This window comes from Vibrio profundi (assembly GCF_005281835.1).
GTDB classification, from domain to species: Bacteria; Pseudomonadota; Gammaproteobacteria; order Enterobacterales; family Vibrionaceae; genus Vibrio; species Vibrio profundi.
In genome coordinates, this window is record NZ_RZIS01000002.1 from 322,065 (window position 1) to 347,986 (window position 25,922).

General features: G+C 44.1%; 31 protein-coding genes. 21 read left to right on the forward strand and 10 right to left on the reverse strand.

Annotation, left to right across the window (positions count from 1 at the left end):
• Positions 1–34 precede the first annotated feature (34 nt).
• A complete protein-coding gene (locus tag ELZ11_RS06355) occupies positions 35–1,240 on the reverse strand; it encodes an MFS transporter (RefSeq protein ID WP_137356543.1) in 1,206 nt (401 codons plus the stop codon).
• A gap of 406 nt (positions 1,241–1,646) precedes the next feature.
• On the opposite strand from ELZ11_RS06355, the gene ELZ11_RS06360 reads away from it, so the two are divergent.
• The 4 genes from ELZ11_RS06360 (at position 1,647) to ELZ11_RS06375 (ending at position 6,409) form a co-directional block, all read left to right on the forward strand.
• The gene (locus ELZ11_RS06360; RefSeq protein ID WP_137356544.1) at positions 1,647–2,603 is read left to right on the forward strand and encodes a GntR family transcriptional regulator; all 957 of its coding nucleotides are present in this window, start codon (positions 1,647–1,649) and stop codon (positions 2,601–2,603) included.
• Positions 2,604–2,975: 372 nt separating this feature from the next.
• A complete protein-coding gene (locus ELZ11_RS06365; protein WP_137356545.1) occupies positions 2,976–5,093 on the forward strand; it encodes a TonB-dependent receptor in 2,118 nt (705 codons plus the stop codon).
• Positions 5,094–5,488: 395 nt separating this feature from the next.
• Positions 5,489–5,992: a YgjV family protein gene (locus ELZ11_RS06370; RefSeq protein WP_137356546.1), complete on the forward strand. Its 504-nt coding sequence runs from the start codon at positions 5,489–5,491 to the stop codon at positions 5,990–5,992.
• A 180-nt stretch (positions 5,993–6,172) separates the two neighbouring features.
• A complete protein-coding gene (locus tag ELZ11_RS06375; protein WP_137357025.1) occupies positions 6,173–6,409 on the forward strand; it encodes a hypothetical protein in 237 nt (78 codons plus the stop codon).
• Positions 6,410–6,468: 59 nt separating this feature from the next.
• Here ELZ11_RS06375 and ELZ11_RS23760 read toward each other — a convergent pair whose 3' ends face one another.
• The gene (locus ELZ11_RS23760; RefSeq protein ID WP_167494639.1) at positions 6,469–6,633 is read right to left on the reverse strand and encodes a hypothetical protein; all 165 of its coding nucleotides are present in this window, start codon (positions 6,631–6,633) and stop codon (positions 6,469–6,471) included.
• A gap of 413 nt (positions 6,634–7,046) precedes the next feature.
• Between ELZ11_RS23760 and ELZ11_RS06380 the strand changes: the two genes are divergently transcribed.
• Positions 7,047–7,535 carry an Lrp/AsnC family transcriptional regulator gene (locus ELZ11_RS06380; RefSeq protein WP_137356547.1) on the forward strand — a complete coding sequence of 163 codons (489 nt, stop codon included), beginning with the start codon at positions 7,047–7,049 and terminating at the stop codon, positions 7,533–7,535.
• A 53-nt stretch (positions 7,536–7,588) separates the two neighbouring features.
• Here ELZ11_RS06380 and ELZ11_RS06385 read toward each other — a convergent pair whose 3' ends face one another.
• Together ELZ11_RS06385 and ELZ11_RS06390 are read right to left on the reverse strand one after the other, a co-directional pair.
• On the reverse strand, positions 7,589–8,293 hold the full coding sequence (locus tag ELZ11_RS06385; RefSeq protein ID WP_137356548.1) for a DUF445 family protein: 705 nt from the start codon (positions 8,291–8,293) through the stop codon (positions 7,589–7,591).
• 241 nt (positions 8,294–8,534) lie between these two features.
• Positions 8,535–10,385 carry an ABC transporter ATP-binding protein gene (locus tag ELZ11_RS06390; protein WP_137356549.1) on the reverse strand — a complete coding sequence of 617 codons (1,851 nt, stop codon included), beginning with the start codon at positions 10,383–10,385 and terminating at the stop codon, positions 8,535–8,537.
• 446 nt (positions 10,386–10,831) lie between these two features.
• Here ELZ11_RS06390 and ELZ11_RS06395 point away from each other — a divergent pair, with 446 nt between their 5' ends.
• The 7 genes from ELZ11_RS06395 to ELZ11_RS06425 all read left to right on the forward strand — a co-directional run bounded on the left by ELZ11_RS06395 (position 10,832) and on the right by ELZ11_RS06425 (position 15,385).
• On the forward strand, positions 10,832–11,806 hold the full coding sequence (locus ELZ11_RS06395) for an arginine deiminase-related protein (protein ID WP_137356550.1): 975 nt from the start codon (positions 10,832–10,834) through the stop codon (positions 11,804–11,806).
• Positions 11,807–12,086: 280 nt separating this feature from the next.
• On the forward strand, positions 12,087–12,530 hold the full coding sequence (locus tag ELZ11_RS06400) for a GNAT family N-acetyltransferase (protein ID WP_137356551.1): 444 nt from the start codon (positions 12,087–12,089) through the stop codon (positions 12,528–12,530).
• Positions 12,531–12,626: 96 nt separating this feature from the next.
• The gene (locus ELZ11_RS06405) at positions 12,627–13,028 is read left to right on the forward strand and encodes an NUDIX hydrolase (protein WP_137356552.1); all 402 of its coding nucleotides are present in this window, start codon (positions 12,627–12,629) and stop codon (positions 13,026–13,028) included.
• A gap of 132 nt (positions 13,029–13,160) precedes the next feature.
• A complete protein-coding gene (locus ELZ11_RS06410; protein ID WP_137356553.1) occupies positions 13,161–13,595 on the forward strand; it encodes a GNAT family N-acetyltransferase in 435 nt (144 codons plus the stop codon).
• A 37-nt stretch (positions 13,596–13,632) separates the two neighbouring features.
• The gene (locus tag ELZ11_RS06415; RefSeq protein WP_137356554.1) at positions 13,633–14,139 is read left to right on the forward strand and encodes a GNAT family N-acetyltransferase; all 507 of its coding nucleotides are present in this window, start codon (positions 13,633–13,635) and stop codon (positions 14,137–14,139) included.
• A gap of 99 nt (positions 14,140–14,238) precedes the next feature.
• Complete coding sequence (locus tag ELZ11_RS06420) at positions 14,239–14,736, forward strand: DUF1993 family protein (protein ID WP_244291619.1); 498 nt, start codon at positions 14,239–14,241, stop codon at positions 14,734–14,736.
• Between the two features lie 52 nt (positions 14,737–14,788).
• Positions 14,789–15,385 carry a DJ-1/PfpI family protein gene (locus ELZ11_RS06425; protein ID WP_137356556.1) on the forward strand — a complete coding sequence of 199 codons (597 nt, stop codon included), beginning with the start codon at positions 14,789–14,791 and terminating at the stop codon, positions 15,383–15,385.
• Between the two features lie 51 nt (positions 15,386–15,436).
• Here ELZ11_RS06425 and ELZ11_RS06430 read toward each other — a convergent pair whose 3' ends face one another.
• The gene (locus ELZ11_RS06430; RefSeq protein ID WP_137356557.1) at positions 15,437–15,799 is read right to left on the reverse strand and encodes a VOC family protein; all 363 of its coding nucleotides are present in this window, start codon (positions 15,797–15,799) and stop codon (positions 15,437–15,439) included.
• Positions 15,800–15,933: 134 nt separating this feature from the next.
• Between ELZ11_RS06430 and ELZ11_RS06435 the strand changes: the two genes are divergently transcribed.
• The 4 genes from ELZ11_RS06435 (at position 15,934) to ELZ11_RS06450 (ending at position 18,776) form a co-directional block, all read left to right on the forward strand.
• Entirely contained in the window at positions 15,934–16,326 is a 393-nt protein-coding gene (locus ELZ11_RS06435) for an NUDIX hydrolase (RefSeq protein WP_137356558.1), read from the forward strand.
• 27 nt (positions 16,327–16,353) lie between these two features.
• Positions 16,354–17,316, forward strand: a complete 963-nt coding sequence (locus tag ELZ11_RS06440; RefSeq protein WP_137356559.1) for a phosphotransferase enzyme family protein — start codon at positions 16,354–16,356, stop codon at positions 17,314–17,316.
• A 75-nt stretch (positions 17,317–17,391) separates the two neighbouring features.
• Complete coding sequence (locus ELZ11_RS06445) at positions 17,392–18,003, forward strand: class I SAM-dependent methyltransferase (RefSeq protein WP_137356560.1); 612 nt, start codon at positions 17,392–17,394, stop codon at positions 18,001–18,003.
• On the forward strand, positions 18,000–18,776 hold the full coding sequence (locus ELZ11_RS06450) for a phosphotransferase family protein (RefSeq protein WP_137356561.1): 777 nt from the start codon (positions 18,000–18,002) through the stop codon (positions 18,774–18,776). Before ELZ11_RS06445 ends, ELZ11_RS06450 begins: the two co-directional genes overlap by 4 nt.
• A 90-nt stretch (positions 18,777–18,866) precedes the next feature.
• On the opposite strand, the gene ELZ11_RS06455 is transcribed toward ELZ11_RS06450, so the two are convergent.
• The gene (locus ELZ11_RS06455; protein WP_137356562.1) at positions 18,867–19,424 is read right to left on the reverse strand and encodes a TetR/AcrR family transcriptional regulator; all 558 of its coding nucleotides are present in this window, start codon (positions 19,422–19,424) and stop codon (positions 18,867–18,869) included.
• Positions 19,425–19,514: 90 nt separating this feature from the next.
• On the opposite strand from ELZ11_RS06455, the gene ELZ11_RS06460 reads away from it, so the two are divergent.
• On the forward strand, positions 19,515–19,973 hold the full coding sequence (locus ELZ11_RS06460; RefSeq protein ID WP_137356563.1) for an HPP family protein: 459 nt from the start codon (positions 19,515–19,517) through the stop codon (positions 19,971–19,973).
• 132 nt (positions 19,974–20,105) lie between these two features.
• Positions 20,106–20,495, forward strand: coding sequence for an ASCH domain-containing protein (locus tag ELZ11_RS06465; RefSeq protein ID WP_137356564.1), 390 nt, complete (start codon positions 20,106–20,108; stop codon positions 20,493–20,495).
• A gap of 36 nt (positions 20,496–20,531) precedes the next feature.
• On the opposite strand, the gene ELZ11_RS06470 is transcribed toward ELZ11_RS06465, so the two are convergent.
• Positions 20,532–21,410, reverse strand: a complete 879-nt coding sequence (locus tag ELZ11_RS06470; RefSeq protein ID WP_137356565.1) for a LysR substrate-binding domain-containing protein — start codon at positions 21,408–21,410, stop codon at positions 20,532–20,534.
• Positions 21,411–21,509: 99 nt separating this feature from the next.
• Here ELZ11_RS06470 and ELZ11_RS06475 point away from each other — a divergent pair, with 99 nt between their 5' ends.
• From ELZ11_RS06475 to ELZ11_RS06485, 3 genes are all read left to right on the forward strand, one after another.
• Positions 21,510–21,815, forward strand: coding sequence for a putative quinol monooxygenase (locus tag ELZ11_RS06475; RefSeq protein WP_137356566.1), 306 nt, complete (start codon positions 21,510–21,512; stop codon positions 21,813–21,815).
• A 9-nt stretch (positions 21,816–21,824) separates the two neighbouring features.
• A complete protein-coding gene (locus tag ELZ11_RS06480) occupies positions 21,825–22,802 on the forward strand; it encodes a Gfo/Idh/MocA family protein (protein WP_137356567.1) in 978 nt (325 codons plus the stop codon).
• A 126-nt stretch (positions 22,803–22,928) separates the two neighbouring features.
• Positions 22,929–23,297 carry a VOC family protein gene (locus tag ELZ11_RS06485; protein WP_137356568.1) on the forward strand — a complete coding sequence of 123 codons (369 nt, stop codon included), beginning with the start codon at positions 22,929–22,931 and terminating at the stop codon, positions 23,295–23,297.
• A 63-nt stretch (positions 23,298–23,360) separates the two neighbouring features.
• Here ELZ11_RS06485 and ELZ11_RS06490 read toward each other — a convergent pair whose 3' ends face one another.
• Genes ELZ11_RS06490 through ELZ11_RS06500 form a run of 3 tightly spaced genes read right to left on the reverse strand, consistent with a single transcriptional unit; the run spans position 23,361 to position 25,921 of the window.
• A complete protein-coding gene (locus tag ELZ11_RS06490) occupies positions 23,361–24,137 on the reverse strand; it encodes an alpha/beta fold hydrolase (RefSeq protein WP_137356569.1) in 777 nt (258 codons plus the stop codon).
• A gap of 2 nt (positions 24,138–24,139) precedes the next feature.
• Positions 24,140–25,144 (reverse strand): cupin domain-containing protein, encoded by a 1,005-nt coding sequence (locus ELZ11_RS06495; RefSeq protein WP_137356570.1) that lies wholly within the window; start codon positions 25,142–25,144, stop codon positions 24,140–24,142.
• Between the two features lie 42 nt (positions 25,145–25,186).
• Positions 25,187–25,921, reverse strand: a complete 735-nt coding sequence (locus tag ELZ11_RS06500) for an SDR family NAD(P)-dependent oxidoreductase (protein WP_137356571.1) — start codon at positions 25,919–25,921, stop codon at positions 25,187–25,189.
• Position 25,922: the final 1 nt, after the last annotated feature.

Sequence of the window (25,922 nt, forward strand, 5' to 3'; positions counted from 1 at the left end):
ATTCTGCACGCTGTTATTGGTGCAAAAAACTAGGCTATGGAGCTGCCTGAATGGGCTCTTTTTCAGCTTTACGATACGCAGTTACCAGGATCACGCCGGCGAACAATAAGCATAAATAAATGGGGTAGATAGGCTGTAACGTAGAAGTAAACGCCAATAATGACGCTAGCCCATAGCCAATGGTATGAGACATAGAAATGTAGCCCGCAGCAGCCCCTGGCGTTTGGCGTTGTTGCTGGGTGGCGAACAAAGTATAGGCAGGAACCAATAGTGCAGCACCAAAGGACGCTAACATCATCGCGAGGCCAAATAGCCAAATGCTCGGTATTAAGAAAACAACAAATCCAGCTGTGAGGCCTGCCGCTCCGAGGCGATACATCGTTTGCGCTGATAGTTTCTTTTTCTTAATCACTAGTAGCTGAGTTAACAACGTACATGCAGCGCTAATTGTCAGCAGTGCCCCGATAGCGTTGCTCAATTTCTCAGTTGGCCAGTATGTAATTGAGTATATGAGTGGGGAAAAACTGTATTGTAGTAGGGCGATAGCGGCACACAGTAAAAGCCCGCTCATGAGAAAAGGCCTCAATGGCCTTTGAGGCAGCCAAGGTAAAGAAGATTGATCGGCTGAGGTTTGCGCGTTATCTGCTGGTGGATTCGGTAATAACAATACGGGTATCAACGCAGCACAAGGCAGTATTATCATGAGAAACAACGGTGCGAAAGGGGAAACCTTTAGGGCTGCGACTGCGATGAGGGGGCCAACTAATCGCCCAACACTTAAGCCAATGCTGACAGAAGTAATGGCTTGAAGACGCTGCTTTTCACCGCATAGCATCATCGCCCAAAGTTGGCTCGCAGGCACCATCCCCGATACAGTGCAACCATATATAATTCGAGCGATCAGCAATCCTAGAAAGCTTACTAAGATGAAAGTGGTTTCATCATGGCTGAAGACTGCGAAGTAACTCAAGAGAGCGAAGCTTATCGCCATTCCAATCAAGGCTTGAACGACTACTTTTTTGGGACCGTGTTGGTCGCTGTATCTTCCCCAGAATGGGGCGAATGGTAGAAATAAAACGCTACCGACAGCGATAAGGATCGACCATGTTGGCAAGCTAAATACCGATTGTTCAACCAGAAAAGGTAAAGCGATGAGTAGCCCGTTTTGGCCTAGTCCCATTAACGCCGCTGTAAGGCTAATGACGGGTAAGTGAAATTTATTGTTGTTTATAACTGACATAATATTTAAGGCGCAGGCAGTATTTGAGCTCTTTGTTGATGAGGTGGTAATGAGTGTTATGATGTTATTTATTGATTTTATTGGTAATTTTCAACTTCTCTCATAGTATTGGAACCGATATTAAGGCTTAATCACCCGTGGTCTATTCATGACTCAATTTTTCTATATCCAAAGCGATTATAGTTCCGTTTACCTGTGAAATTTGGCGGGTGTCTAGGGGTTATTAAATGGTCGTCATGCTTAATATTAGAGAGACTTGCTAATTTAAAAGCGGTGCCAATGAAACGTTGCAGCCTATTGTCTACTGTAGAGTAATTATTGTGTTTTTGGTGTGAAAATACAATCATGGTATTCACTTACGTTTATGTTTACCATGGAGACAACAATAAAAAAGACTTTGAATCACATGGACATGACTGCAATTACTCGACTTCAACAAGACTTATTATTTAAGATCGTTGCGAGATTGAAGGATGAGAAAGCCAAAGCTGGAAGCAGCTTAAATGAATCCTCTTTGGCGCAACAATTTGAGGTATCGAGGACACCTCTTCGCGCGGTACTTAAATATTTGTCTTCTCAGGGCATAGCTAAAGCCGTCCCGTACAAAGGTTTTGTACTGCAAGTCGACGCTGTAGAGATTGAAACGGACGCCCAAAACGATAATGAGCAGGTTCGTCAGGAGCAGTTATATCTAAGAATTCTTATGGATCTCTTTTTTGATGAGTTAGACGCGACTTTCTCTGAAAAAGAACTTCAGCAGCGCTACGATGCTAACCGTGGTGAAATACAGAATGTACTTCGCTTATTAGAGAATGACGCGATTTTCCGACGAAGCCCAGGTTATAAGTGGCAAGTCGATGGGGTGCTTAACACGCTCGAAAGACATACCGAGAGTTATCGGTGTCGGTTGATTTTCGAGCCTGCTGGGTTACGTGAACCGACATGGAAGCTAGATCGCCCAGCATTAGAGCGCTGCCGCGCCCGCCATATTCAAGCGATAGAAGAACCACACTCGATTTCGGCTAGTCACCTTTTCAGCCTTAGCGCAGAGTTTCATGAGTTACTTGCTTCTTGTTCGGGCAACCGCTTTTTACTTAGTGTCATGCAGCAGCATAACCGCCTTCGAAAAGCGACGGATTTAGTTTCTATGCATATCCAATCTTCGGTGAGTAAATCATGCCAGCGCCGCTTAGATATTATTGAAATGGTCTTGGCGGGTGACAATTCTTCAGCAGCAACCAAGCTGTCTCAGCTATTGGAAAACGATATTCGAGTCATGCAACGCACCTATAACGATGTGATGAACGTTTCTCGCTCACAACGTGACAGCCTTATTGAGAGTATTACCGTAACAAACCGCTAGTTTTATTCGGCAGCCTCGTTCTCGGCTGTCGAACACTTCCTTCGCACTATTTTTGGTTCTAACTACGCTCAACCTTGTGATCTTCAAGGTGCTTTGCCGTATCTGCAACTCTCCTTAATGTCATTTTCATACTGATACAGTAAGCGCCTCATTTCTCTTATTTCGCATCTTCCAAATAAAATTGCACTCTCATATTGTTTTTTCACATCAAAAATACAATAATAATGATTCTTATTTAGGATTAGAGAAGAGACGTTTCGCTTTTAGCAATTATCGGAAAAGACGAAAGCTCATTTTCTAACGCAGTAGTTAAGGCAACCGAATGTATTGCCTAAAAATTTTGAGCCTTTAAAAATCAACATAGAGAAAGAAATGAACGTAATAAAAGGAATTTTTCCGCTATCTACCATTGCTATAGCGATGGCCGCAGCTAGTGCTCCAACGCTAACTCACGCCCAAGAGTACACAACGACTCAAGAGAAAATGGTTGTTGTTTCTAGCCACTTACCGAAAGCGATCAGTGATGTCGCCGGAACGGTTTGGTACATCGACGCAGAACAAATTGAACAAGAATACCGAGGTGGTAAAAACCTTGATGAGATTCTGGCAGCGTCTATTCCGTCTCTAGATGTCGCAAGTGGTGGCAGAACTCATTCAGGGCAAAACCTACGTGGCCGCAGCATCATGGTGATGATTGATGGGGTTTCTTTACAGTCGGTACGTTCTATTAGTCGCCAGTTGGATTCTATCGACCCATTCAATATTGAACGTATTGAAGTCTTATCTGGTGCAACGTCGATTTACGGCGCTGGTGCGGCTGGTGGTGTGATCAATATTGTGACTAAAAAAGCGACGGAAGGAGAGGTTGAATTCGAAACTTTCGTTGGTGGTACCTCTGGATTTACTTCAGGCGAAGACTTGGATTATAAGTTAGCTCAATCTGTGGCGGGCGGTAACGAAAAAATTCAGGGCAGAGCTTCTGTTGCGTATACCAAAACTCAAGGCTACTTTGATGCGAACGGCGATATTATCACTCCTGACATTACGCAAGGGTCGACGCAATTCAACGAAACTGTTGATTTGCTTGGTAATCTACAAATCAATTTGTCGGAAGGACAGCGATTAAATCTTTTGGCTCAATACTACGATAGCCAGCAAGATTCGCCGTATGGGCTTTATTTCGAAAAAGATGCAAACGGCAATTATCAGTTTGTGGATGTTCGTGAAGGGTATTCTTCAGAAAGGCAACAAGGCACAGAAAGGATGATGTTGAGTGCAGCCTATTTAAATGATGACTTCTTAAGACATCAACTGATGGCGGAGCTTTCATATCGTACTGAAGATCATACATTCTCCCCGTATACTTCAGCAGGTAAGAGTACTTTAAAAACCAGTTCTTCAAGCCAAACTACTGATATTTTAGCGTTAAAACTCGCAATGAGCATTTCAGCTGGCAAAGCGAAAGTGACCTACGGGATAGATGGTTACCTAGACAAGTTCGACAGTGATAATGCGCTTTATGACCAATCGATTACAGAAGGCAGTGGCGGTTTAGTTCATGTCATCGATGAGATGGCAGGGCGTTACCCAGGCGTAGACACCGAAGCTCTAGCAACCTTTGTTCAAACTGAATTTGCGGTATCGGATGACTGGTCGTTACAAGCGGGCTATCGTTACCAGTACATCAACACAAAGATTTCTGATTTCCAAAAAGATGCAGCTTCCGATTTTGTGCCGGGAGGTAGTACTGATTACTCAGAAAGCTTGTTCAATATTGGTACGATTTACAAGCTAACACCTAGCTCGCAGGTTTGGGCTAATTTCTCGCAAGGTTTTGATATTCCGAATGCTGCAAAATACTACGGTAAAGATGCCAATAGCAGCGTTGATAACTCTAGGTTAGAAGGGATCACAACAGATAGTTACGAGCTTGGCTACAGAACAGACTCAGATAACTTTTCTTTCCAATCTGCCCTCTATTACTCCTATACGGACGCTACGATTCAGTATACCGACGAATTTACTATCTCAGGTCTTTCAGAGCCTAAACGAGTTTATGGCTTAGAAGCGTTGGCGTCTTACTGGGTAATGGACAACCTTCAATTGGGAGCGTCGGGCCATTATGTGGTGACGGAAGAAGAAACAGATACCGGTTGGGAAGATTTCAAAGCGATGGAAGCCAGTACGTCAAAAGCGAGTGCTTGGGCGGGTTGGTACGATGCAGACTACAGCGTTAAACTACAAAGCTTAACGATGTTTGACTACACAGACGCTGATCAACGTGAGCTAAATGGTTATACGGTCTTTGATCTAGTTGGTAGCTACCAGTTACCAGTCGGTAGTTTAGGTTTTGGTATCAAAAACTTACTGAACGAAGACTACGTAACAGTATGGAGCCAACGTGCTAAACACTGGTATGGTGACTCAGATATGTTTGAATACAAAGGCCGTGGCCGTACTTACACTTTAAACTACCAAGTTAAGTTCTAATTGAGTGTTTAAGGTGAATACTTAAACGCTAAGCGAGCCCGCCAAATTGGCGGGCTTTTTCATATCTTGATTCTAGATAATCAGTGATGAACCGGATTGAAGGGGGAGTTGTTCTATCGTTTGTTCGCGGGTTGGCTTCACGTAATAGAATTTTTAAAGTCTGTGACAGAGGAAGAACGGTGCTTTAGTGATACGTATGGCTTGTTTGAGATCTCGGCAACTTTGGCGATTTCTGAGTTTGTTATCGAGGAAAGGTATGAAGAGTGTGAACAGCACGAGCGTTACCTCACTGACTTTATAAAAAACGATGATAGACTCTCGTTCCATTGGTCAACAAGTAAGGCTCTTATAGTAGAGACTTATTTACAGTGTAAAGTGATTGGATAGGGAAGTTCATGTCGTTGTTTTTCATGTCACAGGTCTTGGTTGGTATCGCCATTATTTTCGATTTGATGTCGTTTCAATTTAAAGACCGAAAGCGAATTGTTGCATGTTTGTTTTGCGCGGGGCTCTTAATCTCTAGCCACTTTGTGCTGCTTGAACAGTGGACTGCCGCCAGTTTGATGATCATTGCCACCACGAGATATCTCACTAGCATCTTTACTACCTCATCCAAATTGAAATGGTTGTTCTGCGGCGGTTCAATACTGGCGACGTCGGTGACGTACTCAGGATTGGTCAGCATTGTGAGTTGCCTAGGCTCGTTATTCCAGACGGTCGCTGCCTTTAATCAAGACGATAAGCGCTTACGTGAACTCATGATCATAGGGACGAGCTTTTGGTTACTACACAACTATCTGATTGGTTCACCAACGGCTGTGTTGATGGAAGTCTTGTTCATTACGAGTAATCTCATTGGTTATTACCGTTATTACTTAAAGAAACAAGTGGCAGCCTAACATTTTGTGAGTAATGGAGTTTTGGGATCAAACAGATGTTTGAGGTCAAAAAAGTGAAATACAAGTTGAGTGTTTTTTGAACTTATCCCTCACTTTTTGCACTAGGACAATGATTTGTGGAACTCGTTTGGACAATATGTGTCAATTATCAATAACTCAAACGACCTGATGGGACAAGGTATGCCAGACCTATATTGCAAAGCATGTAAAAAGACGACTTTACATAAATCGATCATGAAACGTTGTGAAGTTGTGCCAGAGAATCTATCAGGTCGATTACTGAGCATGCAGCAATTACTGAGTAAGTTTGTGAGCGGTAAGCACTACTATGAAATGGAGTGCCAGCATTTTTGCCGAACTTGTAATTGTAAGGCAGAAGCGAAGGAGTTAGAGAGCCACGCATTTGTTTCTATCTAGCAGCGAATAGGGCGTTTACCCTCTAACCTCTATATCTGCGGTCAATTTTGTTTTTTTGATTATGCCGCTTTTGAAAGTTCTTCCAATTGATGACCATCAATCGTTACTGGCCAACCATAGCTGGCGTATTCTTTCGCTAAAGCGAGCGCCACGTCTTTAGATACGATGGCGTGCGTCCATGAGCCAATTCCAAATGGTTTGTATGCTAATTGTTGTGTCATCATTGTTGAGCTCTCCTTTCCCCTAAAGTCATTCCATTATTCATCCAGATACCTAATGTTACTTTTCTATATAGCTCAATTTGTTTATTCATTAGGTCAAAGATATGTGCATATATTAACACTCAAGCCCATTGTTTATAATTTAACCTGTAGTGTTGCTGTTTCTTATAAATAACCTAACCTACTATATTTGTTGTATAAAGTGAATTGTGTGACATCGATTCATAATACAGCAAATACTCTAATACTATTGGGGAACTCTTGATAATTGACTTTATTTTAAAGCTCAATCGGATTCTATTGCTGACGTAAGTGGTTAATAAAACGTGATATTTGTTAACTTGTGGTGCAAAAAGGTTAGCTGACAAGCTCACATAGAATATAATAATGAAATCCCTGATGAATGAAGCACATTTATGGCCAATTCCCAACTAGACCGTATTGATAAAGAGATATTAACGATATTGCATGCGAAAGGCCGTTTGCCTGTTGTAGAGCTAGCTAAACAGGTGAACTTAACGACTTCACCTTGCTCAGATCGTCTAAAGCGACTGGAAAAAGAAGGTTATATAAAAGGTTACCACGCAGAGCTAAATGCCGAGAAACTGGGCTTAGATGTACAAGTCTTTATCCATATTCGTCTCGATCAGTCGAGTTTCTCTATTTTCGACAAATTTGCTAAGGCCGTTGATCTGATGCCTGAAATTGAAGAGTGTTATTCGTTATCTGGCGATTTCGATACCATGATTAAAGTTCGAGTAAAGGATATGAAATCGTATCAGGAGTTTATGTCGAGCAAGCTTGGGACGTTACCTGGCGTAATTCAGACAAGAAGTGAAGTGGTTATCGAAGAGCACAAATCAGGTTTTGGCGTGAATGCTGAACTGTTGGCTACATTAGGTTAGTAGCCAAGAGAGATAAAAAAGGGAAGCATGTGCTTCCCTTTTTTAATTGTTTTTTATAGCGTTAGCGCGGCAGAAATCATACCGATCAAACCACCGAATACGCCACCCCAAACGACCAGCCATCCAAGGTGCTTTTTGATCATCTGTTGAATCATTTCTTTTACGAGTTGAGGAGTCAGTTCGTTTAAGCGTTGATCGATGATAGCTTCAATGTTTTCTTTAATTTCATCCATCATCGCTGGCGATTCTAGTTCTTCTTTAATCGCATTTTTCACTGTGTCGCTTTTACTGATCTCAACGACAGATTCTTGCATCTTTTCGACAAACGGTTCTTTGAGTGGTTGTAGTGCCTCTGTGCCACCCAGCATGGCTAGCATTCCACCAAATGAAGAGTTGGCAATCACTTCAACCAGAGAATCAAATGCAGGGTTAAAATCGATTTTTTTGATCACAGGCTCTAGGTTTAAAGACTTTCCTGCCATTTCATTATTTAGGAAGCGATCAATGTTGGTTTCAGTGAAAAACTGCTCCATCATTAAACGTTTAATCGCCGCTTTAAATTCTTCAAAGCGCGCTGGAATAATGCCTGAACCGTATAAGCCTGGTACTTTCTCGAATAGCATATGAATAGCTAACCAGTTGGTTACCGCGCCAGAAAATGCAAACAAACCCGCGTAAAGCGCAAAGTCGTTCTGCGTGGTGTAACCGATCGCAAGTAAGGCAAGCGCGACCAAGTTAGTGAATAAACTTTTGTTCATGATTCATCTCAAAGTAAGTAACTGGGCGAGATTTTAAGAAAAAACGATTAAGGAAGGAAGAGGAGGGCTAAAAGAAAGGCTAGCCTCCCCCCGAAGTCTAGCCTTATTCCAGAACGCGCAAGCGAAGCGTCTTGGTTTCTGCTGAGTAATATACCATTATCGTACATCAAACTGTTAATGTAACCGGTGAAAAACTCAGCAGCTTTCGTGATGTGAGTCGAGTTTTACCTCATAGGCCCATTTAAGCTAGCTTTTCTTGTTCTAGCTCATCGCCAATAAATCCACCAGTTTGATGCGCCCATAGCTGTGCATAGATGCCTTGCTGGTCGATAAGCTCTTGGTGACTGCCTTGCTCGACGATGTTGCCTTTATCTAACACGATGAGTCGATCCATGGCCGCTATCGTAGATAGACGGTGAGCAATCGCAATAACGGTTTTCCCTTCCATTAGCTCAATCAAGCTTTCTTGGATAGCCGCTTCTACTTCAGAATCGAGTGCTGAAGTCGCTTCATCCAGTACAAGTAACGGCGCATCTTTCAGTAATACACGAGAAATGGCGATACGTTGACGCTGGCCACCCGACAGTTTCACACCTCGCTCACCAACCTGAGCATCGTAACCAATGTTACCGAACGGGTCGGTCAGGGTTTCAATAAACTCATGAGCGTGTGCTTGTTTGGTCGCGGCGTAAAGCTTCTCGTCGCTAGCATCTGGATTACCATAAAGAATGTTGTCTTTGATGGAGCGGTGCAATAAGGAAGTATCTTGCGTCACCATACCAATACTACTGCGCAGTGAATCTTGAGTGACATCCGAGATCACTTGGTCATCAATACGGATTTCTCCACCTTCAACATCATGGAAGCGAAGTAGTAAGTTCACTAGCGTAGATTTACCGGCGCCAGAACGCCCAACAAGCCCCACTTTCTCACCAGGTTTGATGTTTAGGTTAAGGTTGTTGATCACGCCCTTATTCTCACCATAGTTAAAGCTAACGTTATCAAAGGTAATGCCGCCATGCGGTACGGCAAGGGGCTTAGCTTGTGGCTTGTCTTGAATATCGATAGGTTTAGAAAGCGTTTTCATGCCATCTATTACTGTACCCATGTTTTCGAACAGCCCGCCGATTTCCCACATGATCCATTTAGACATGCCGTTGATACGTAGCGCTAAACTAATGGCGATCGCGATAGCACCGACGCTGATAGCATTTTCCATCCATAAGAAGATAGAAATTGCAGCGATTGTGAAAACAAGAATGTAGTTGGCAAGCTCGACCCACACGTTAAACCCTGTGACCAAACGCATTTGGCGGTGAACCGTGTCTAGGAACCCTTCCATGCCTTCTTCAGCATATTCTGTTTCACGTTTACTGTGAGAGAACAGTTTTACAGTCGCAATGTTTGTGTAGCTATCAACAATACGCCCTGTCATCAATGAACGAGCATCTGCCTGCTCAGACGATACATCTTTCAGCTTTGGTACGTAGTAAAGCTGGATAGCGATGTAAGCGAAAAGCCAAATCAGCATTGGAGCCATTAAGCGCCAATCTGCTTGTGCGAGCATGAAAATGATGGCGGTAAAGTACACACAGACGTAAATGAAAACATCGACCATTTTCATGACGGTTTCGCGAACGGCCAATGAGGTCTGCATGACTTTAGTCGCGACGCGGCCCGCAAAGTCATCTTGGTAGAAAGACAAGCTTTGCTTTAATAAGTAGCGGTGCGCCAACCATCGAATCGACATTGGGTAATTGCCCAATAGCGTTTGGTGGATAAGCAACGAATACCCAGCAATCATGATTGGCATGATCACGAGAAGCAGCACACTTAAGCCGATTAACGTGCTCTTGTTATCTTCCAGAAATGTGTCTGGATTACTCGTCGATAGCCAATCAACCAGTTGGCCCATAAAACCAAATAGAGACACTTCGATAATCGCTATTGTCATACTCATGAAAGCGAGAATTAATAGCGGCTTTTCGAAGCCTTTCGTGTAGTGACGACAAAAGGCAAAAATGCCGTTAGGAGGTTGTATTGGCTCTCCTTTTGGAAAAGCTTCGGTGAAGCTTTCAAATTTCTTATACATAGATTTTCCTTAAATAACTCCGCTGTGATCGGAGCTTTACAGCCATTATTGTTGTTATTTGCGTATTCCGATTTTAGAAATACATCTTGTTAGAGTTTGATTAATAGACAATAGAACCTGATGCTGGATCAGGCAGTGAAAAAGTGGTTGGAAGAAGAGGGCAACTAAGAGAATTTGCACTCATAACTTGATGTGACAATCGTACCGCTAAATGGAACGAAATGTAACCAGTTCCATAGTGATAGTTAGGCTGATTATGCGAGTGATTTTACGTACTCAAGCAGGTATATCTTCTTGATCGATCAAACGCAGGAAATTTTACGGCAAATGAGGTTTTGTTCAGTAATATTTTTTGTTCGAAGAGATGAATTTTATGGAATTCAGTGAAAATTAGCGTAACAACTTGTTTACAATTCCCATTAGTAACGTGATAGGGAATATAAGAGATGTTAAACCTACATAATAAACCACTGCATACTTCTAGTGTTCAAAATGCCAATTGTGTTGTCATGGTGCCACCAAAAGAGTTTCGTTATAACGAAGAAACGGCGCGAGACAATGAATTCCAAAACCAAGTGAATTTAACGCAAGAGCAAGTGAAGCAACAAACAATGGCGGAATTTTCGTCGATGGTGAGCGTGCTTCGTAAAGAAGGCGTGCAGGTTGTAGAGTTTGATTACCCTGAATCAGAGGTCTCGACCCCAGACGCTGTCTTCCCAAATAATTGGTTTAGTACTTGCGCTGATGGTAGTTTTTATACGTTCCCAATGGCGTGCGAAAACCGTCAGCACGAAGTTAAACCTGATGCTCTAATAGCAGCGCTTGAAGAGTCGGGCCGCATCGTTAATCAAACGGCGTCGCTTGAAAATTATCTTGCTCAAGGTTCTTACCTAGAAAGCACAGGTGTGATGGTGATCGATCACGTTAACAAAACAATCTACGCAGCGTTGTCTCAACGTTGTGATCGTGAAGTGTTGGAAGATTACGCGAAGCAAATTGGTTACTCGCGTGTGATTTCATTCCAAACGGCGTTGCCTTCAGGTCACCCTATTTATCACACCAACGTTATGATGGCGATTGGTGAAAACTTCTGCGTGATTTGCGATGAAGTGATCCCTGAGTTTGAAAGACGATTCGTCGTGAAAGCTTTGGCAAAAGATAAGCAGGTGATCTCTATTTCTCTTGATCAGATGAACCGTTTCTGCGGCAACATTCTGCAATTGGAAACAGTGAATGGTGATAAAGTGATCGCTATGTCGCAATCTGCTTATGATGCATTTTCTCCGGCTCAACGTGCGCAATTGTCGACTCATGGTAAATTGCTTCCGTTCAATGTGAAAACCATTGAAGACATTGGCGGCGGTTCAGTTCGTTGCATGCTTGGCGAAGTCTTTTTGCCTTCAAGAGCAAACAATCTGTAGTGAATAAACGCTAACGAATTTAAAGCCCTGCTCCAGTTTGGAGTGGGGCTTTTTTGTTGGTTTCAGATTATTTCACAGGCTAATGAATATCGGTTTACTAACTATCTTGAATGGCTAGAGTGAAGGCGTTGGATAAGTGGAGCTGTGGAGAAGTAGAAAGTGTAATCGTCGATTTTTCTCTATTGGTAACGAAATGGATCACGAAGTAACGTGTGCCGTTTGATGTGATTCGAAACCCGTGGCACTTTAGCATTCGTTAACGAATAGTCAGTGAGTAGCCATGATCCAGTTAAGAGAATCGACCTTTGCAGATATCCCGACCTTTGTCGCCTTTGAGTCGGCAAGTGACACGTCTGATTTCATCATTCCCTACTCCGCAGAGCGGCATCGTTTGGAAATGGAAAATGAGCTCATCACTTATTTGTCTATTTATGATGATCAAGTACTGGCCGGCTTTATTATTTTGGCAGTTCACGATAATGACGATATCGAATTTCGACGCATTGTTGTGGGCAAGAAAGGCCAAGGCATTGGTCAATCTGCCGTGACCTTGATGGAAGGCTATTGTGCCAGTCAGTTTGGTGGAAAAAGAGTATGGCTCGATGTTTTTGCTGAAAATGAACGAGGCCAACATATCTATCAAAAACTAGGTTATAAAATCTTTAAAACTGGCGACTTCCAAAGCAAGAGATTGTTATTCATGGAAAAAACGCTAGCGGTCTGATGTTGAACTAGCTAGCTATTTTGGGAATCTATGGTTAAAGCGCCTTTTAACACACCGTTTTATATTTTATAGAAATTGCTAAACAAGGAATGTGAAGTGAAAAACTTATCTATGGCGGTGGTCGTTAAAGACGGTAAGGTTCTGATACAACAAAGGTTTAGAACTAATCAAGGCATGGTCTTTGAGTTTCCTGGTGGAGCGGTTGACGATGGGGAATCTGGCGAGCAAGCTGCAACACGGGAGTTGTGGGAAGAAGTCGGTCTGCGCGAGTTAACGGCGGTGGCCAGCCATCAAGCTGAAAACGAATATGGTGGAGTCATTCATTATATTGTGTTCAGTGCTCCTAGTGCAGCAAGACCACAAGCTATAGACCCTGAACGCCAGCAAACTTTTCATTGGCTAAACCCGCAAGATATTCCCCTACAAGATTTCTTTTCCGCGGATGTGGCGTTTATTCAGCATCACCTCAGCGGTCTTATTCGTCAGTTTATAAAATAAGCTTGAAGACTTGAGTGTTTTTCGCTCCAATGAAATCAGTACCTGAGTCAATAGGGGCATGAATTTTGTCGAATTCATGGATTGTGATTGCCTCTCAGGAAAGCTTATCGCACACATAGGAGCCATTCATTCATGGAAGTTGTCATTGGAAACTCTTCTGAGCTTATCGCCCACGCTCAAACAATTCGACAGCAAGTTTTTGTCATCGAACAAAACATCCCTCAAGCATTGGATCTTGATGGATTAGACGAATCCTCAAGCCACGCGTTAGTAAAAAGTAACGGCTCATTGGTGGCTACCGCTCGTTTATCACACATTGATACTGGCCATGCGGTCATGGCGAGAGTGGCGGTACTAGAAGAGTTTCGCGGCTCTGGAGTTGCTTCTAAAATTGTCGATGCTGTGATGGCTTACGCTCGAAAAAGCGGTGTTCGCTCTATAGAAATTCATGCGCACCAATACCTAAGAGCCTACTATGAAAAGTTTGGCTTTCAGTTCATACGTGATGTTGAAGTGGTTGGAGAACACCAACTGATAGAGATGCGATGTCAGCTTGCTCAGAGCTAACGCTTTCAATAATCGAACTTATATTCAACGGACGACGATGACATTCACGATAAGAACAGCGCAGGAGAGGGATGCTCAATCCATAGCATCCATTCATGTTGAATCATGGCACGCAGCCTTTAAAGGATTAATGCCAATAGGCTACATCAACCGATATACCAAAGCGTTGAGGCTGGTTGAATGGCATGATGCAATCAAACTCGATACCACTGGTGTGAGTGTTATTGAGCAGAACCAACAAGTGGTGGGTTTCCTCTCATATCAGATAAAACCATCGGCTCCAGACACTTTAGAGTTGGATAAGCTTTATCTTTGCCCGAGTATTTATGGCAAAGGAGCGGGTGGGCTGCTGATGGAGCATGTTGAGAGTCTAGCCCGAATCCAGTCGGCATCGTGGATTTCTCTATACGTGCTAGACAGTAATCAAACGGCGATTCAATTTTATTCCAAGCGAGGTTTTGAATTCACTCAAGAGAGCGTTTCTGAGGAGTTTGAAGGGAAGGTGATAACCGATCTTCGAATGAGAAAGTCTATGTTGCCATAGCGCTAGAAGCGACCGTGAGAAGAGGTTTGCTTAAAATCGTTAGCGCATGCCTTTACGAAGCTGGCGCGAACGATCTATTTACCACACATGGAGTGCACCGTGAGTAGCAATATCAAGTCATTATTTAAAGCCTATCTGGTTCAGCTTGAAGTGATTGTCAGCAAAATACCAGACGAGTTGTTTTCCACTGCATTGTCTGACGATATGTTTTCGTTAGAGAAAAACGCAAAAATCGCCGCCAACTTTATTCTTAGAGGGTACTGCCCGCTTTTAGGTGTTGAGTCTGTATCTTTTGTTCGGGAGCAGTCTGGTAAAAGTGCGCTGTTAAACCAAATCGCGGACACGCTCGCCTATCTCGAAGCTCAAAGAAATGTAGTCCCAGATGACCGTCAATTTATTCAAGAGAAAGCGGGGTTCTCTGAAATTCACTTGTGTCAGTCAGACTTTATCTTTCAGTACATTATCCCTAACTATATGTTTCATATGAGTATGGTGTATGCAATTGCGCGTTCACAAGGTGTTGAATTGAGTAAAGGAGACTTCGATGGGCTCCATTCTTATCCGGTTGGTTACAGCTTCGTTAATTCTCGCCAATAGCACTGGTTGGGTTTGGTAGAACATAAATAAAAACAAGGAATGGATAACAAATATGGACGTTGCGGTACTCACTTTTGAAGGATTTAATGAACTCGATTCGTTCATTGCTTTTGGGATAATGAATCGGATGAAAGAGGCTGGATGGAATGTTCAGATCACTAGCCCTAGTGAAACCGTCACCTCAATGAACGGTGTTACGGTAGCATCCCAGCAGCCCTTGGGGTTTGCTAACAATGCTGATGCAGTGTTGTTTGGCAGTGGCGCACTAACCAGAGACATTGCCACCGACGTAGCGCTGTTATCACGCTTGGATTTAGACCCGACAACTCAGATTATTGGCGGCCAATGCTCCGGCACGTTATTGATGTCAAAGCTCGGACTGCTGGAAGGAATTCCAGCATGTACAGATTTAACCACCAAACCTTGGGTGATCGAATCTGGAGTTTCTGTACTGGAACAAGCCTTCTATGCCAAAGGTAATATTGCAACCGCTGGCGGCTGTTTGTCTTCGTACTACTTAGCCCATTGGATGCTGACTAAGCTTTCAGGCCAGCAGCAAGCCGATGCCGCGATTCATTACGTCGCTCCAGTAGGCGAAAAGCAGGCGACCATCGATCGCTGCAATGCCGTCGTTCAGCCTTACGTTTGAGTAGAAAAAATACCCTCAGCTAATAACATCGCTTGATGGTGCTATCCGTGATCAAGCGGTGAACACTCGAATGCGATGTCCGTCAGGGTCTAATGCTACAAAGTTAAAACCAAATATCATTTCTTCTGGTGATTGTGCGAATTGGACGCCTTGTTCCGTCCAATCCCGGTACAGCTTATCGAAGCTCGCTTTGTCAGGTACTGGTATGGAAAGTTCTGTACCGCCTCCTGTTATATTGCTTATTGGAGCGAGATCTGACGTTTGCTTGAGTGTGATCTTTACGTTAGTCGCAAAATCTAGCGCGACAAAAGTAGGGGATAGAACCTGCGCTGTGCAGTTGAAAGTCTCCGTATAAAAGGTTTGACTGACTTGAACGTTGTCAACATACAGCACGATAGAATCGAGAGTGAGCATAATGATATCTCATTGATGTTATGTGAGTTTGTTTGGCACTTTACAGGGTGGTAATGTCAAAACTTGTCAGGAGGCTTTGGCTGCTACTTTTGACCTAGATCTCTCAGTTCAGACCGTTTGTATAGGAACAACAGATGAAAGTGCATGAATGTGTATCATTTCTTTTAGTGAATAAAGACCAAATACTGCTCGAAAAGCGCGCCCTAGATAAGGCAACTGACCCAGGTCTTATTGCCATTCCCGGTGGTCATATCGAAGTGGGCGAAAATCAAATTCAAGCGCTCCACCGTGAAATGAAAGAAGAGCTCGATGTTACCCCAACCCATTACCATTATTTGTGCTCCCTTTATCACCCGACTAAAGAGTTGCAGCTGCTCCATTACTACATCGTTGATGTATGGGAAGGTGACATCGTGTCGCTAGAAGCGGACGCCGTAGAGTGGTACTCAATTGGCTCCGCTCCAATCGATATTGCAGCGGACCAATTGGCGTTAGCTGAAGTTGAACGTGTGTATCGCTTTTTATGAATTTCAGATAACCAGTGAGGGACAAAAATGGAAAGCGAACGATTAACACGCGTCCTTCAGCAGTGGCGGTATAGCGTTGAGCCTGCTTCTATTTTTGCAGAATCTTTAGGTGCGACTAACCGTGTTTTCGCCCTCGGCTCTCCCGCAAAGTACTACTTAAGGGAATATCGCACTGACGATCTGAAAAAGATTCAAACTGAGCATGATTTGTTGTGCTCATTATCAAACCATGTAGATGCAATTATTCCCCCTTTACCGACGGAAAAAGGTAAGAGCTTTGTGCAAATGTACGGTAAGGCTTATGCGTTGTTTCCTGCTGCTAAGGGCAGGTTGGTTAGCCAATCGGATCTGACGGTTTCTCACGCCTTTTGTGCAGGGGAAATGCTCGCGACGCTTCACAAACTCTTGGCTGAATTAGACTCCGGACGATTTGTTACTGTTGAACTTAAGTGGGACAAAAGTGAATGGTTAACTCGTTTAGACTTAGTGATAGAAGAAATTCGCAAGGCCGGCAGTGAAGATGAATGGGTTCTACAGCGGGCTAAACAGCAAAGAAACTATTTAGCGCAGTCTAATGATCATCATTATATTCCAACGACTCAGCGTTCCTTAATTCATGGCGATTACCACCATTTTAATCTGTTTTTTGACGAACAAGATAACGTCAGTGGTGTGATTGATTGGGATTTATTGCAGTACATGCCGCCTGCTTATGAAGTCGCAAGAGCGTGCGCTTACATGTTTCAGCTGGACGTAAGCAAGTCGACCGCATTCATTCGTGGCTATCAAACGCAAAAGTCCCTAAGCCAAGAAGCGTTGAGCGATGGGGTGAAAGCGTGGGGTATGTTTGCTGATCACCACGTGTGGGCGTTAGAAGAGGTGTTCCTCAATGCCAACTTATCGGCGAAAAAGTTTATCCCACGTCAGAAATTCACGCCCTTTGCTCAATTATGGGCGCCGATCGAGCGTGAGTTAATGAGAATGCCGTAATCAGATTGGTATGATCGACTCCAGATAGGGAAAGGCGTTGGTGTTCTTAGGCAATAAAATAAAAAGTGAATGTTCATGGAAGAAAATGCAGAAATTTGGCGGAAGTACTACGAAAAAGCACTCAAGCGGCCTCATTCTTTTGCCACCCAAGAGGCAGAGAGCAAAGTGGAATGTGACCTCAAAGTCGCGATTGATTGTGGCTGTGGCACTGGGAGTGATGTGGCCTATTTAGCGGATAAAGGTTATCAGGTTCATGGGTTTGATATTAATTCTGATGCTATTGCTATTTGTCGGGATCGTTTCGGCGGGCAGCCATTGGTAGACGTTACTCAATCTACATTTGAAAGCTTCGATTACCCGAAGGCGAGTTTAGTTGTCGCTCATTCCAGCCTATTTTTTGCGGACCCTCAATACTTCCCAAAAGTATGGCAGCGAATAGAGGCGTGCTTAGATATTGGAGGGGTGTTTGCTGGTGATTTTATGGGAGAAAAAGACAGTTGGGCGTCGAATTATCGTAGCCCGACCACGCCATTAACTAGGGCTGAAGTGGCTGATCTACTGGCAAATTTTGAGGTGATCAGTTTCACTGAACGTGACGAACACGCGAAAACGTCACTTGGTCGGATGAAGCATTGGCATACTTTCTCGGTGATTGCGATTAAGCGTAGTGAGAGAGGTCAAAAATGAGCGAGCAAGAACTGTCTAAAATGGGCCAAGCCACGGTCACAATGACTGAAGTGTCTGGTGAACCTTGCATTAAGAAACGAAATGCCTCTGCTATTGAAATCGGATTCTATAAGCATGCAGCGCCTGCATTACTTGGAGTACACACGCCAAAGGTTGTAGCCATAGAGGGATATGAGTTATGCATTGAATTTATCCCCAATTCGATGAGTTTGCAGCAATTGCAATCTGATACGCGCACGTTCGAACAACTTGCAGCAATACACGGCTCAAACTATCAACCCAATTTTGAAGTAAAAAGACACCAATGGATACCAGAAGAGACTGAACAGGCACTGCAAGCGCTCACTTTGCCGGAAACCACTCAAGCGAGTATTAGGCACATCCAGACGCTAGCCCATCCGCTTTTTGAATGTTCGACGCTGATTTCTGGCGATACTAACGATGGCAATTGGGGTATGAGGCACAATGGCGATCTCGTGTTGTTTGATTGGGAGCGCTTTGGTTTTGGTAGCCCTGCGATTGATTTAGCGCCTTTGGTTTATCAGATGGGTAGTATGGCAGACTATGAATCTGTGGTTGCTCAATACTCCCGCCATAATACGCGCGTCTCAGAAGCAGCCTTGCTTAAACAGCTCATTATTGCGAAGTGCTGGATCGCTGTTGAAGTGAGCAATTTGTTGGTACAACGAAATAAACCAGAAGCCGCGATGTACCTTGATTGGTTTAACCAAAAATTACCCTGTTGGCTAGATAAAGTCGAAAAAGAGCTGTAACTCTGTTTGCTCAGAGTTTTAAGGTACAAGCGGATGAGTCTATGTGGCTATAGGCGGTGATACCTTAAAGTATTCCCTAACTGTGGCAGCCTAAGCTATAGATTTAAGTACCTCAATGCTCTGCTGGGCGATATCGTCCCCATTGCCTGTCATGTACGCACTGATTATCGCGCCTTCTTTCATGATACAAATCGCGTTGAGTAGCTTGTCATTGTCGCTATGTAAATGTTGGCCAATTAGCTGTTTAACCTGTCGTTTATGAGAGCTGCAATAACAAGCGATCTCGCTGTTAAGGTCGGCAAATTCTGCGGATGTATTGATAAAAAAACAGCCCCTAAACTCTCCAAGCTCTCCAAGCTCTGGCTCCTGACTGTTAAACCAATCACTTAACCCTACAAAGAGCTGTTCGATGACTTCTTGGTTGGAACTCGTTCCCGCTAACTTACCTTCTAGCCAACTCATAAAGGTGTTATGTCGTTGTTCTAACACTGCCAGAATTAGCGCGTCTTTGCTTTCAAAGTGGCTATATAACGTGCGCTTGGCGACACCAGAAACCTTTAACACTTCATTGATACCAATCGAATTAATACCGTTTTTGTAAAACAGATCTAAAGCTGTATCGAGCAGATGTTGGCGTTTTGGGTTCATTGAATCCTCCGGTAAAAAATGAGTTTGACATGGGTAGACCACTCTGTCTACTATCTTGTGTAGACAGAGTGGTCTACTTTTGAGGTGTTTATGAATCATATTGTTGTATCGAGTATTGCAGGGCTAGGCGCAGCATTGGCAATAGGGCTATTGTCTTACATGGAAAAGTCTTTAGGAGAAGTCGCGTTAATCATGGCACCATTTGGTGCGACAGCGGTTTTGGTTTTTGGTGTCCCTCAGAGCCCACTTGCTCAGCCAAAAAATGTTATTCTCGGTCACTTAATTACCGCGTTTATTGGAGTGTGTTTCACTCAATATGTCGGTGTTACTCCTGCTACATTGGCGATAGCAACTGGACTAGGGGTGAGCGCAATGTTGCTAACGAAGACCACACATCCGCCTGCTGGGGCTAATCCAATATTGATCATGCTTTCAGCCCAAAGTTGGGGTTTTATTGTTACTCCGGTGCTTATTGGCGCAGTCGCGATAGTGTTAGTTGGTAAGGGAATGCACAAAGCCCAGTTGGTGTTTACAAAGGTCGAGAGCTGATAAAAACAGGTTTTGATCGTCAATTGTTGCGTGAAGAGGGCGTCATTTTGCTAGTGCTTTCAACGCTATTAGGCCAACCTTCGTGCTATGATTTGCACACTATTCCAAACGTGAAATATTGAGCGTGAAATCATGAACACTCATCCATTAGAAATATACCGAGGCCCACTTGAAGCGATTCGTGCGGGCTCAAAAAAAGTAGAGATCAGAACCAATAACAGCTACGAAGCGATTCGTTACGATGAGCTTGCCGTTGGAGACAGAATCTCGTTCCAAGTGATTTCGGGACCTCCGTTTATTGGATTAGACGTGATCGATCCAAATGCACTCACGGTCGAAGTTGTGGCAGTAAGGCAATATCCAGACCCGAAAGCCTTGCTACTGGGTGAAGGTATGGAAGTACTGTCGACGCTGTGTGACACCATTGAAGAAGGTATCGAGCTACTCTATAGCTTCCATGAATACAAAGAAATGATCCCTGTTCATGGCATCTTCGCGATAGAAATTAAAGTATTAGATTAACCTTATCTAAGACTAGAGGTCGGCTTTATCGCGTGTTTAATCTTGTAAGCTTTCCACGATAAAGTCGACAAAAGTGCGAGTTTTGAGAGATAACGCTCGGCTTCTAAATAGTAGATAGATGGGCTTTGGCTCCGGCTCGAAATCACTCAACATTTCAATTAGCTCCCCTCGCTCGATTTCTTTCTCTGTGAGCATCTTCGGTTGCAGTACTATACCAGCCCCTTGAAGCGCAGCGGATTTGAGTACATGTCCGTTGTTAGAGGCTAAGCGAGCATTGTTCTTACTAAAGGCATCCGTTTCCAACTTTAAGCTTTGTAGTGTTTGTCCCTGGCTGAATACAAACCCCAAACAGGCATGATGTTTTAGTTCTTCTAAATCCTTAGGTGTCCCTTGGTGCTGCAAGTAAGCGGGGGAGGCACAAAACCCCACTTCGTAATCCCCAAGTTTACGCGCGATTAAAGCAGAGTCGTGCAACTCACCAATGCGTATCAAAATATCAGCGTCGGAGGTAAATGGATCAACAATCGAGTTGTCGACCGTCATCTCGACGTCAAGCAGTGGATGAGCTTGTAAAAAGCTCGCCACAACAGGCGCTAGCCATTCACTGCCTAAAGTGACTGGGCAATTGACTTTGATGGTACCCATAGGCGTGTTTTCTAGGGTTTGGATACGATTTTCGGCTAACGTGATGTCGCTAATAATTCGCTTACATTCTTCGTAATAAATTTGCCCGCTTTCGGTGAGCGATTGCTTACGTGTGGTTCGATTCAACAAGCAAGTTTCCAGTGACGATTCTAAAAATTGAATATGCTTACCGATCATAGTGGCGGAAACATCAAAGTGATTGGCCGCATTACGAAAGCTCCCATTTTCAACCACGTAAATGAAAACCTGCATGCTTTTCAATTTGTCCATTATCAACTCTGAGTTTATTAAGAATGAATTCTAGTCTAGTTTATCTAACCAGAGGCGACAATTATATTGATGCTTTCCTTAATTAAATCGATGTGATGTATGCCAGAGCAACAAGCTAAGTTATCGGTGAGTGCCGTTATTACCATTAAACCAGAAGTGGATCTTGCAGAAGGGATCGCCGCTATTCAGCAATTTTGTGTTGATATGAACAGCGAGCCAGGCTGTGAAATGGCGGTTGCGCATCAAGATAAGCAAAACCCACGCAATATTGTGTTGTGGGAGATCTACCAAGATCAAGCGGCCTTTAGCGCGCACTTTGAAGCGGTGCATACTCAGGCATTTTTTGACAAAGGAATCACTGAATTGAGCTGGGCAAGTGAATCTTACCCGCTAGACATCAAATAGGAGCGAAGTATGAAGTGGGCAATCATAGGTACGAGTTTCATTTCAGACGTAATGGCTGAAGCGATTAAGAGCGATGAACAAAGTGAGTTGTATGCAGTAAGCGGGCGCTCTGAAGCGAACCTTGTTACTTTCGCTCGTAAACATAACGTGCAGAAGACCTTCACCGATTATGATGACCTGATTCACGACCCTGACGTGGATATGGTGTATATCGCGCTGCCGAACCACCTCCATCACGAGTTTATTATTAAAGCCGCATCGGCAGGCAAAGCGATACTGTGTGAAAAGTCTTTGTCTATCGACATGGAGAAAACGCACCAAGCGCTTGCAGCCGTGAAATCACATAACGTATTTTTCGCGGAAGGATTAATGTACTTGTGCCATCCGTTAATCACAGAAGCATTAAACGTTCTGAACTCAGGAAAAATTGGTGAGGTTCAGAATGTGCAAGCGTCTTATGTTGCTGCGATCTCTCAGTTTGTGAACCCAGATAGTAAAGGCGCGCTCTACAACCTTGGCTGCTACCCGATGTCTTTAGCGTATTTAGTGTTAAGCCAAGCAATGACTTCGGATCAATTGATGGATTTTGAAGTTTCTGCGTTTGGTAGAGCTGGTGAAGATGGCAATATTTGTGAATCGAGTGCCACGTTCCGTTTTGCAAACCAAGTAAATGCTCAGCTTCACACCGCCGAGACTTATGGGCTTAAACACAGCTTCACTGTACTTGGCAGCAAAGGCGCTCTGACATTTACCTCTAACCCTTGGCTGCCAAGTGAAAATAATGCATTTGAAGTTGAAGTTTATGAGTCCAGCAAAGAAACAATTGAAGTCGCTGCTGACGGCGATGCCTTCTACTACCAAGTGCGTGCCATCAGAGAAGCTTACGAAAGTGGTAAGAAGTCGTTAGAAGCACCCAAAGCAACTTGGGAAACCTCAGAGGCCGTGATGAAGCTTCTAACCGAATGGGAATCAGCGACTAAGGTATAACCGTAAACGAGCTTGTGTAAGGAACCTAATCGATATCTCATTTGTAGAGTAGCTCATTGCTTACTGGCTTTGATTACAATAGCGTGGTTTAGAATCAGAGATTGTACCTTAGCAGGGAGAGTGTAAATGATTGGTTATCTGATCTTAGGGTCGAACAATATTCAAGCATCGAATGCGTTTTATAGCCCATTACTAGCGATGATGGAAGCGAAGCAGGTGGTTAATTCGGATAGCTTTCTCGCATGGAGCTTTGGTGAAGGCACGCCAGTATTTTCTATCAGAAAGCCTGCCGATGGTAATGAAGCGAGTAACGGAAACGGCACCTTGGTAGCGTTGCGAGCTTCGTCTACTGAAATGGTTGATAGGCTTCACCAGAAAGCGTTGAGTTTGGGTGGGCAAAATGAAGGTGATCCTGGCGTTCGCTCTGGTGGCTTTTACTGCGCGTATTTCAGGGATCCAGACGGTAATAAGCTGAATTTCCATTGTAAGCCATAAAGCGAAATTGATATTTTAAGAGGAATTTTAAGCCTTACCGACAAATAATGCGGTAAGGCTTTTTTAGTTGAATCTAGACTGGTTGATCTGGAGCCAATCAGAAAGGTGAACGGCTACGAACTCAGGCTTTTCCATTGTCGATAAATGGCCGCACTCTGCTATCACATGCAAGGTGACCTCAGGGATGTGTTGAGCCATTAATAAGTGATTTTCGATCGGACACAGTAAGTCATCTTTACCCGTTAAAACCAAGGTGGGTACTTGAATATCGGCAAGCAAAGGGCGAGCATCAGGACGAGAGGCAAGCGCTTTAGCGTGAGAAGAAAATGTCTCAAGGCCAATATTTGTTGCCATTTTACTGATTCGTGCGGTAAGTGAGTCATCACTTAGCTTTTGTGGGTGAATCAAAACTGGCATCAATACGTCTGGCGTGATCGACTCGAATTCTCCTTGTTGAGCTCTCGCGACCAATGCGTCCCGTTTGCTGGATACTTCTGGCTTTTCATCGGCAGAGTTAGTGTCCATTAGGATAAGTCCTGTAACGCGCTCTGGGGCTTGGCGATACACTTCAAATGCTAAGATCCCGCCCATAGACAAGCCGCCAAGAATGAACTTATCAGGGGCATGTTTAAGCACCTCTTTGGCTAGCGCTTGCATGGATTCAAGGTTACCGAGGGAAGCTGTGGTAGGCGCCACCCAATCGGGCAGCTCCTTATTCACATCTTCAAATAACGTTTCATCACACAGTAAGCCTGGAAGCCAAAGCAAAGGAATAGGTGCTCCTTGCCCTTCAGTTTGAGTAAGGACTTTTGATGAAGTATTCGTTTCAAGTGAAGGCATGGTTATTTTACCTGCGGCTTTTCAGGCTGGTCGTTACCAAGGATGCAGTAAGTGAAGCTATTGCCTCTTAGGTTAGTCAGCTCAATTGCAGCGCCTTGCGGCACGCTAAACACATCACCTGTTGTTAGGGTAATGTGCGCTTGTTCGTCACCATCTTGAACTTTTACTAAGGTATCGCCTTCGAAGTTGATCAGCACTTGCTTCGCTTCTCTCTGGTGTAAAGGAATGCTCTGACCTTCACCTAGTTCGTACGCCAAAATACTTACATCATCTACGCTTTTTACTTGGAAATCGTATGCGGAAAGTGGGTGACCTGTTAGTGCGTATTGTTTCGCTTGGCTTCCTTCAAAGTCGTTTTTGATAGGACGGTAATCATCCTTCAATGCGACATAAGGCATCATTTGTTCTGCTGTATAGGTATCAAACTCTGCTAGCTGTTCTTTGGTCAGTAAAGGCATTAGCTCAGATTCATTAGGGATGGCATCACCATCGATGGTATCGACTAAGGTGCCATCGGCTTTGAGGTATAAACCGTAGCCTTGGCTGTCTTCGATAACAGATGGGTGCCAAACCACACCACCACCTGAGTTGTCACCGCCAAGTACTGAGAACATAAAGCCATAATCACGACCTACCACTTCAAAGCCGCGGAATAGGTTGGTTGGAATAGAGATAACATCACCATGTGAAAGCACGGCTTCGTGCTCACCTTCGTTACCCCAGTAAAAGCGAAATTGCCCTTTAAATACCACAAACAGTTCAGCGGTGTGGTGTGAGTGCAGCGAATTTTTGATACCGGGTGGTTGGCCTGCTGCACCAATATTAAACCCAGCCGTTTCGCGAATATGAACATGTTGGCGGCTGCTTTCTGCGACGCCTGCGCCAATAATGCAGAAGTTATCTTTTAGATCGCTACCCGGTGTGCGTGCATCAATAAACGCACTGGTACCGGGAATGAGCTCCATATAGCGAACGAGGTTGCTGTTTATCTTTTGTTGTAAGGTCATTGGAAAATCCTTGAGCGTGGCCGACGTTCAGCCACGCATTAATCAGTTACCGAGTGGACGTCCACCGTCCACAGCGATGGTCGTTCCGGTGGAAAAGGTCAGAAGTTCAGATGCGGCATATACAGCGTTGGCGATCTCTTGGTCGAACGCTAAGCGTTTCAGTGGCGTAGATTGCTCTTGTTGATTGCGCCATTCATCGTCTAAGCCTTTAACGAATTCGGTATCGACGAGGCCAGGTGCTACCGCGAGTACGCGTATGTTTGGCGATAATGCTCGCGCTAATGAACGGGTCATGTTTTCGACCGCAGACTTACTCGCGCAGTAGGCGATGTTACTGCCCATAGCCGTTTGAGCGGCAATCGAAGTTATGTTGACGACACACCCTTTAGCTTCGTTAAGTAGTGGTTCAAAAGCTCTCACCATGGCAAACGGAGCGCGGACATTGACGCGGAAAATGCGGTCGAATAACTCGTCGTCTAACCCTTCTAAATCATTGTGTGCGACGAATTTCGTCATGCCTGCACAATTGACTAACAGATCCAGTGAACTGGAGGATTCACGAACCTGGTTGGCGAGTGCCTTGATATTGTCAGAGTTAGAAACATCTAATCGATAGGTTTGATGCCCTTCGCCTTCTAGCTGTTCAAGTACTTGGTTTGCTGCTTGCTCGTTGCTGTTATAGGTAAAAATTACGCGATAACCACTGGCTGCAAGCTTGATGCAAATGGCGGCTCCAAGGCCACCACTGCCGCCTGTTACTAAGGCTAATTTAGACATG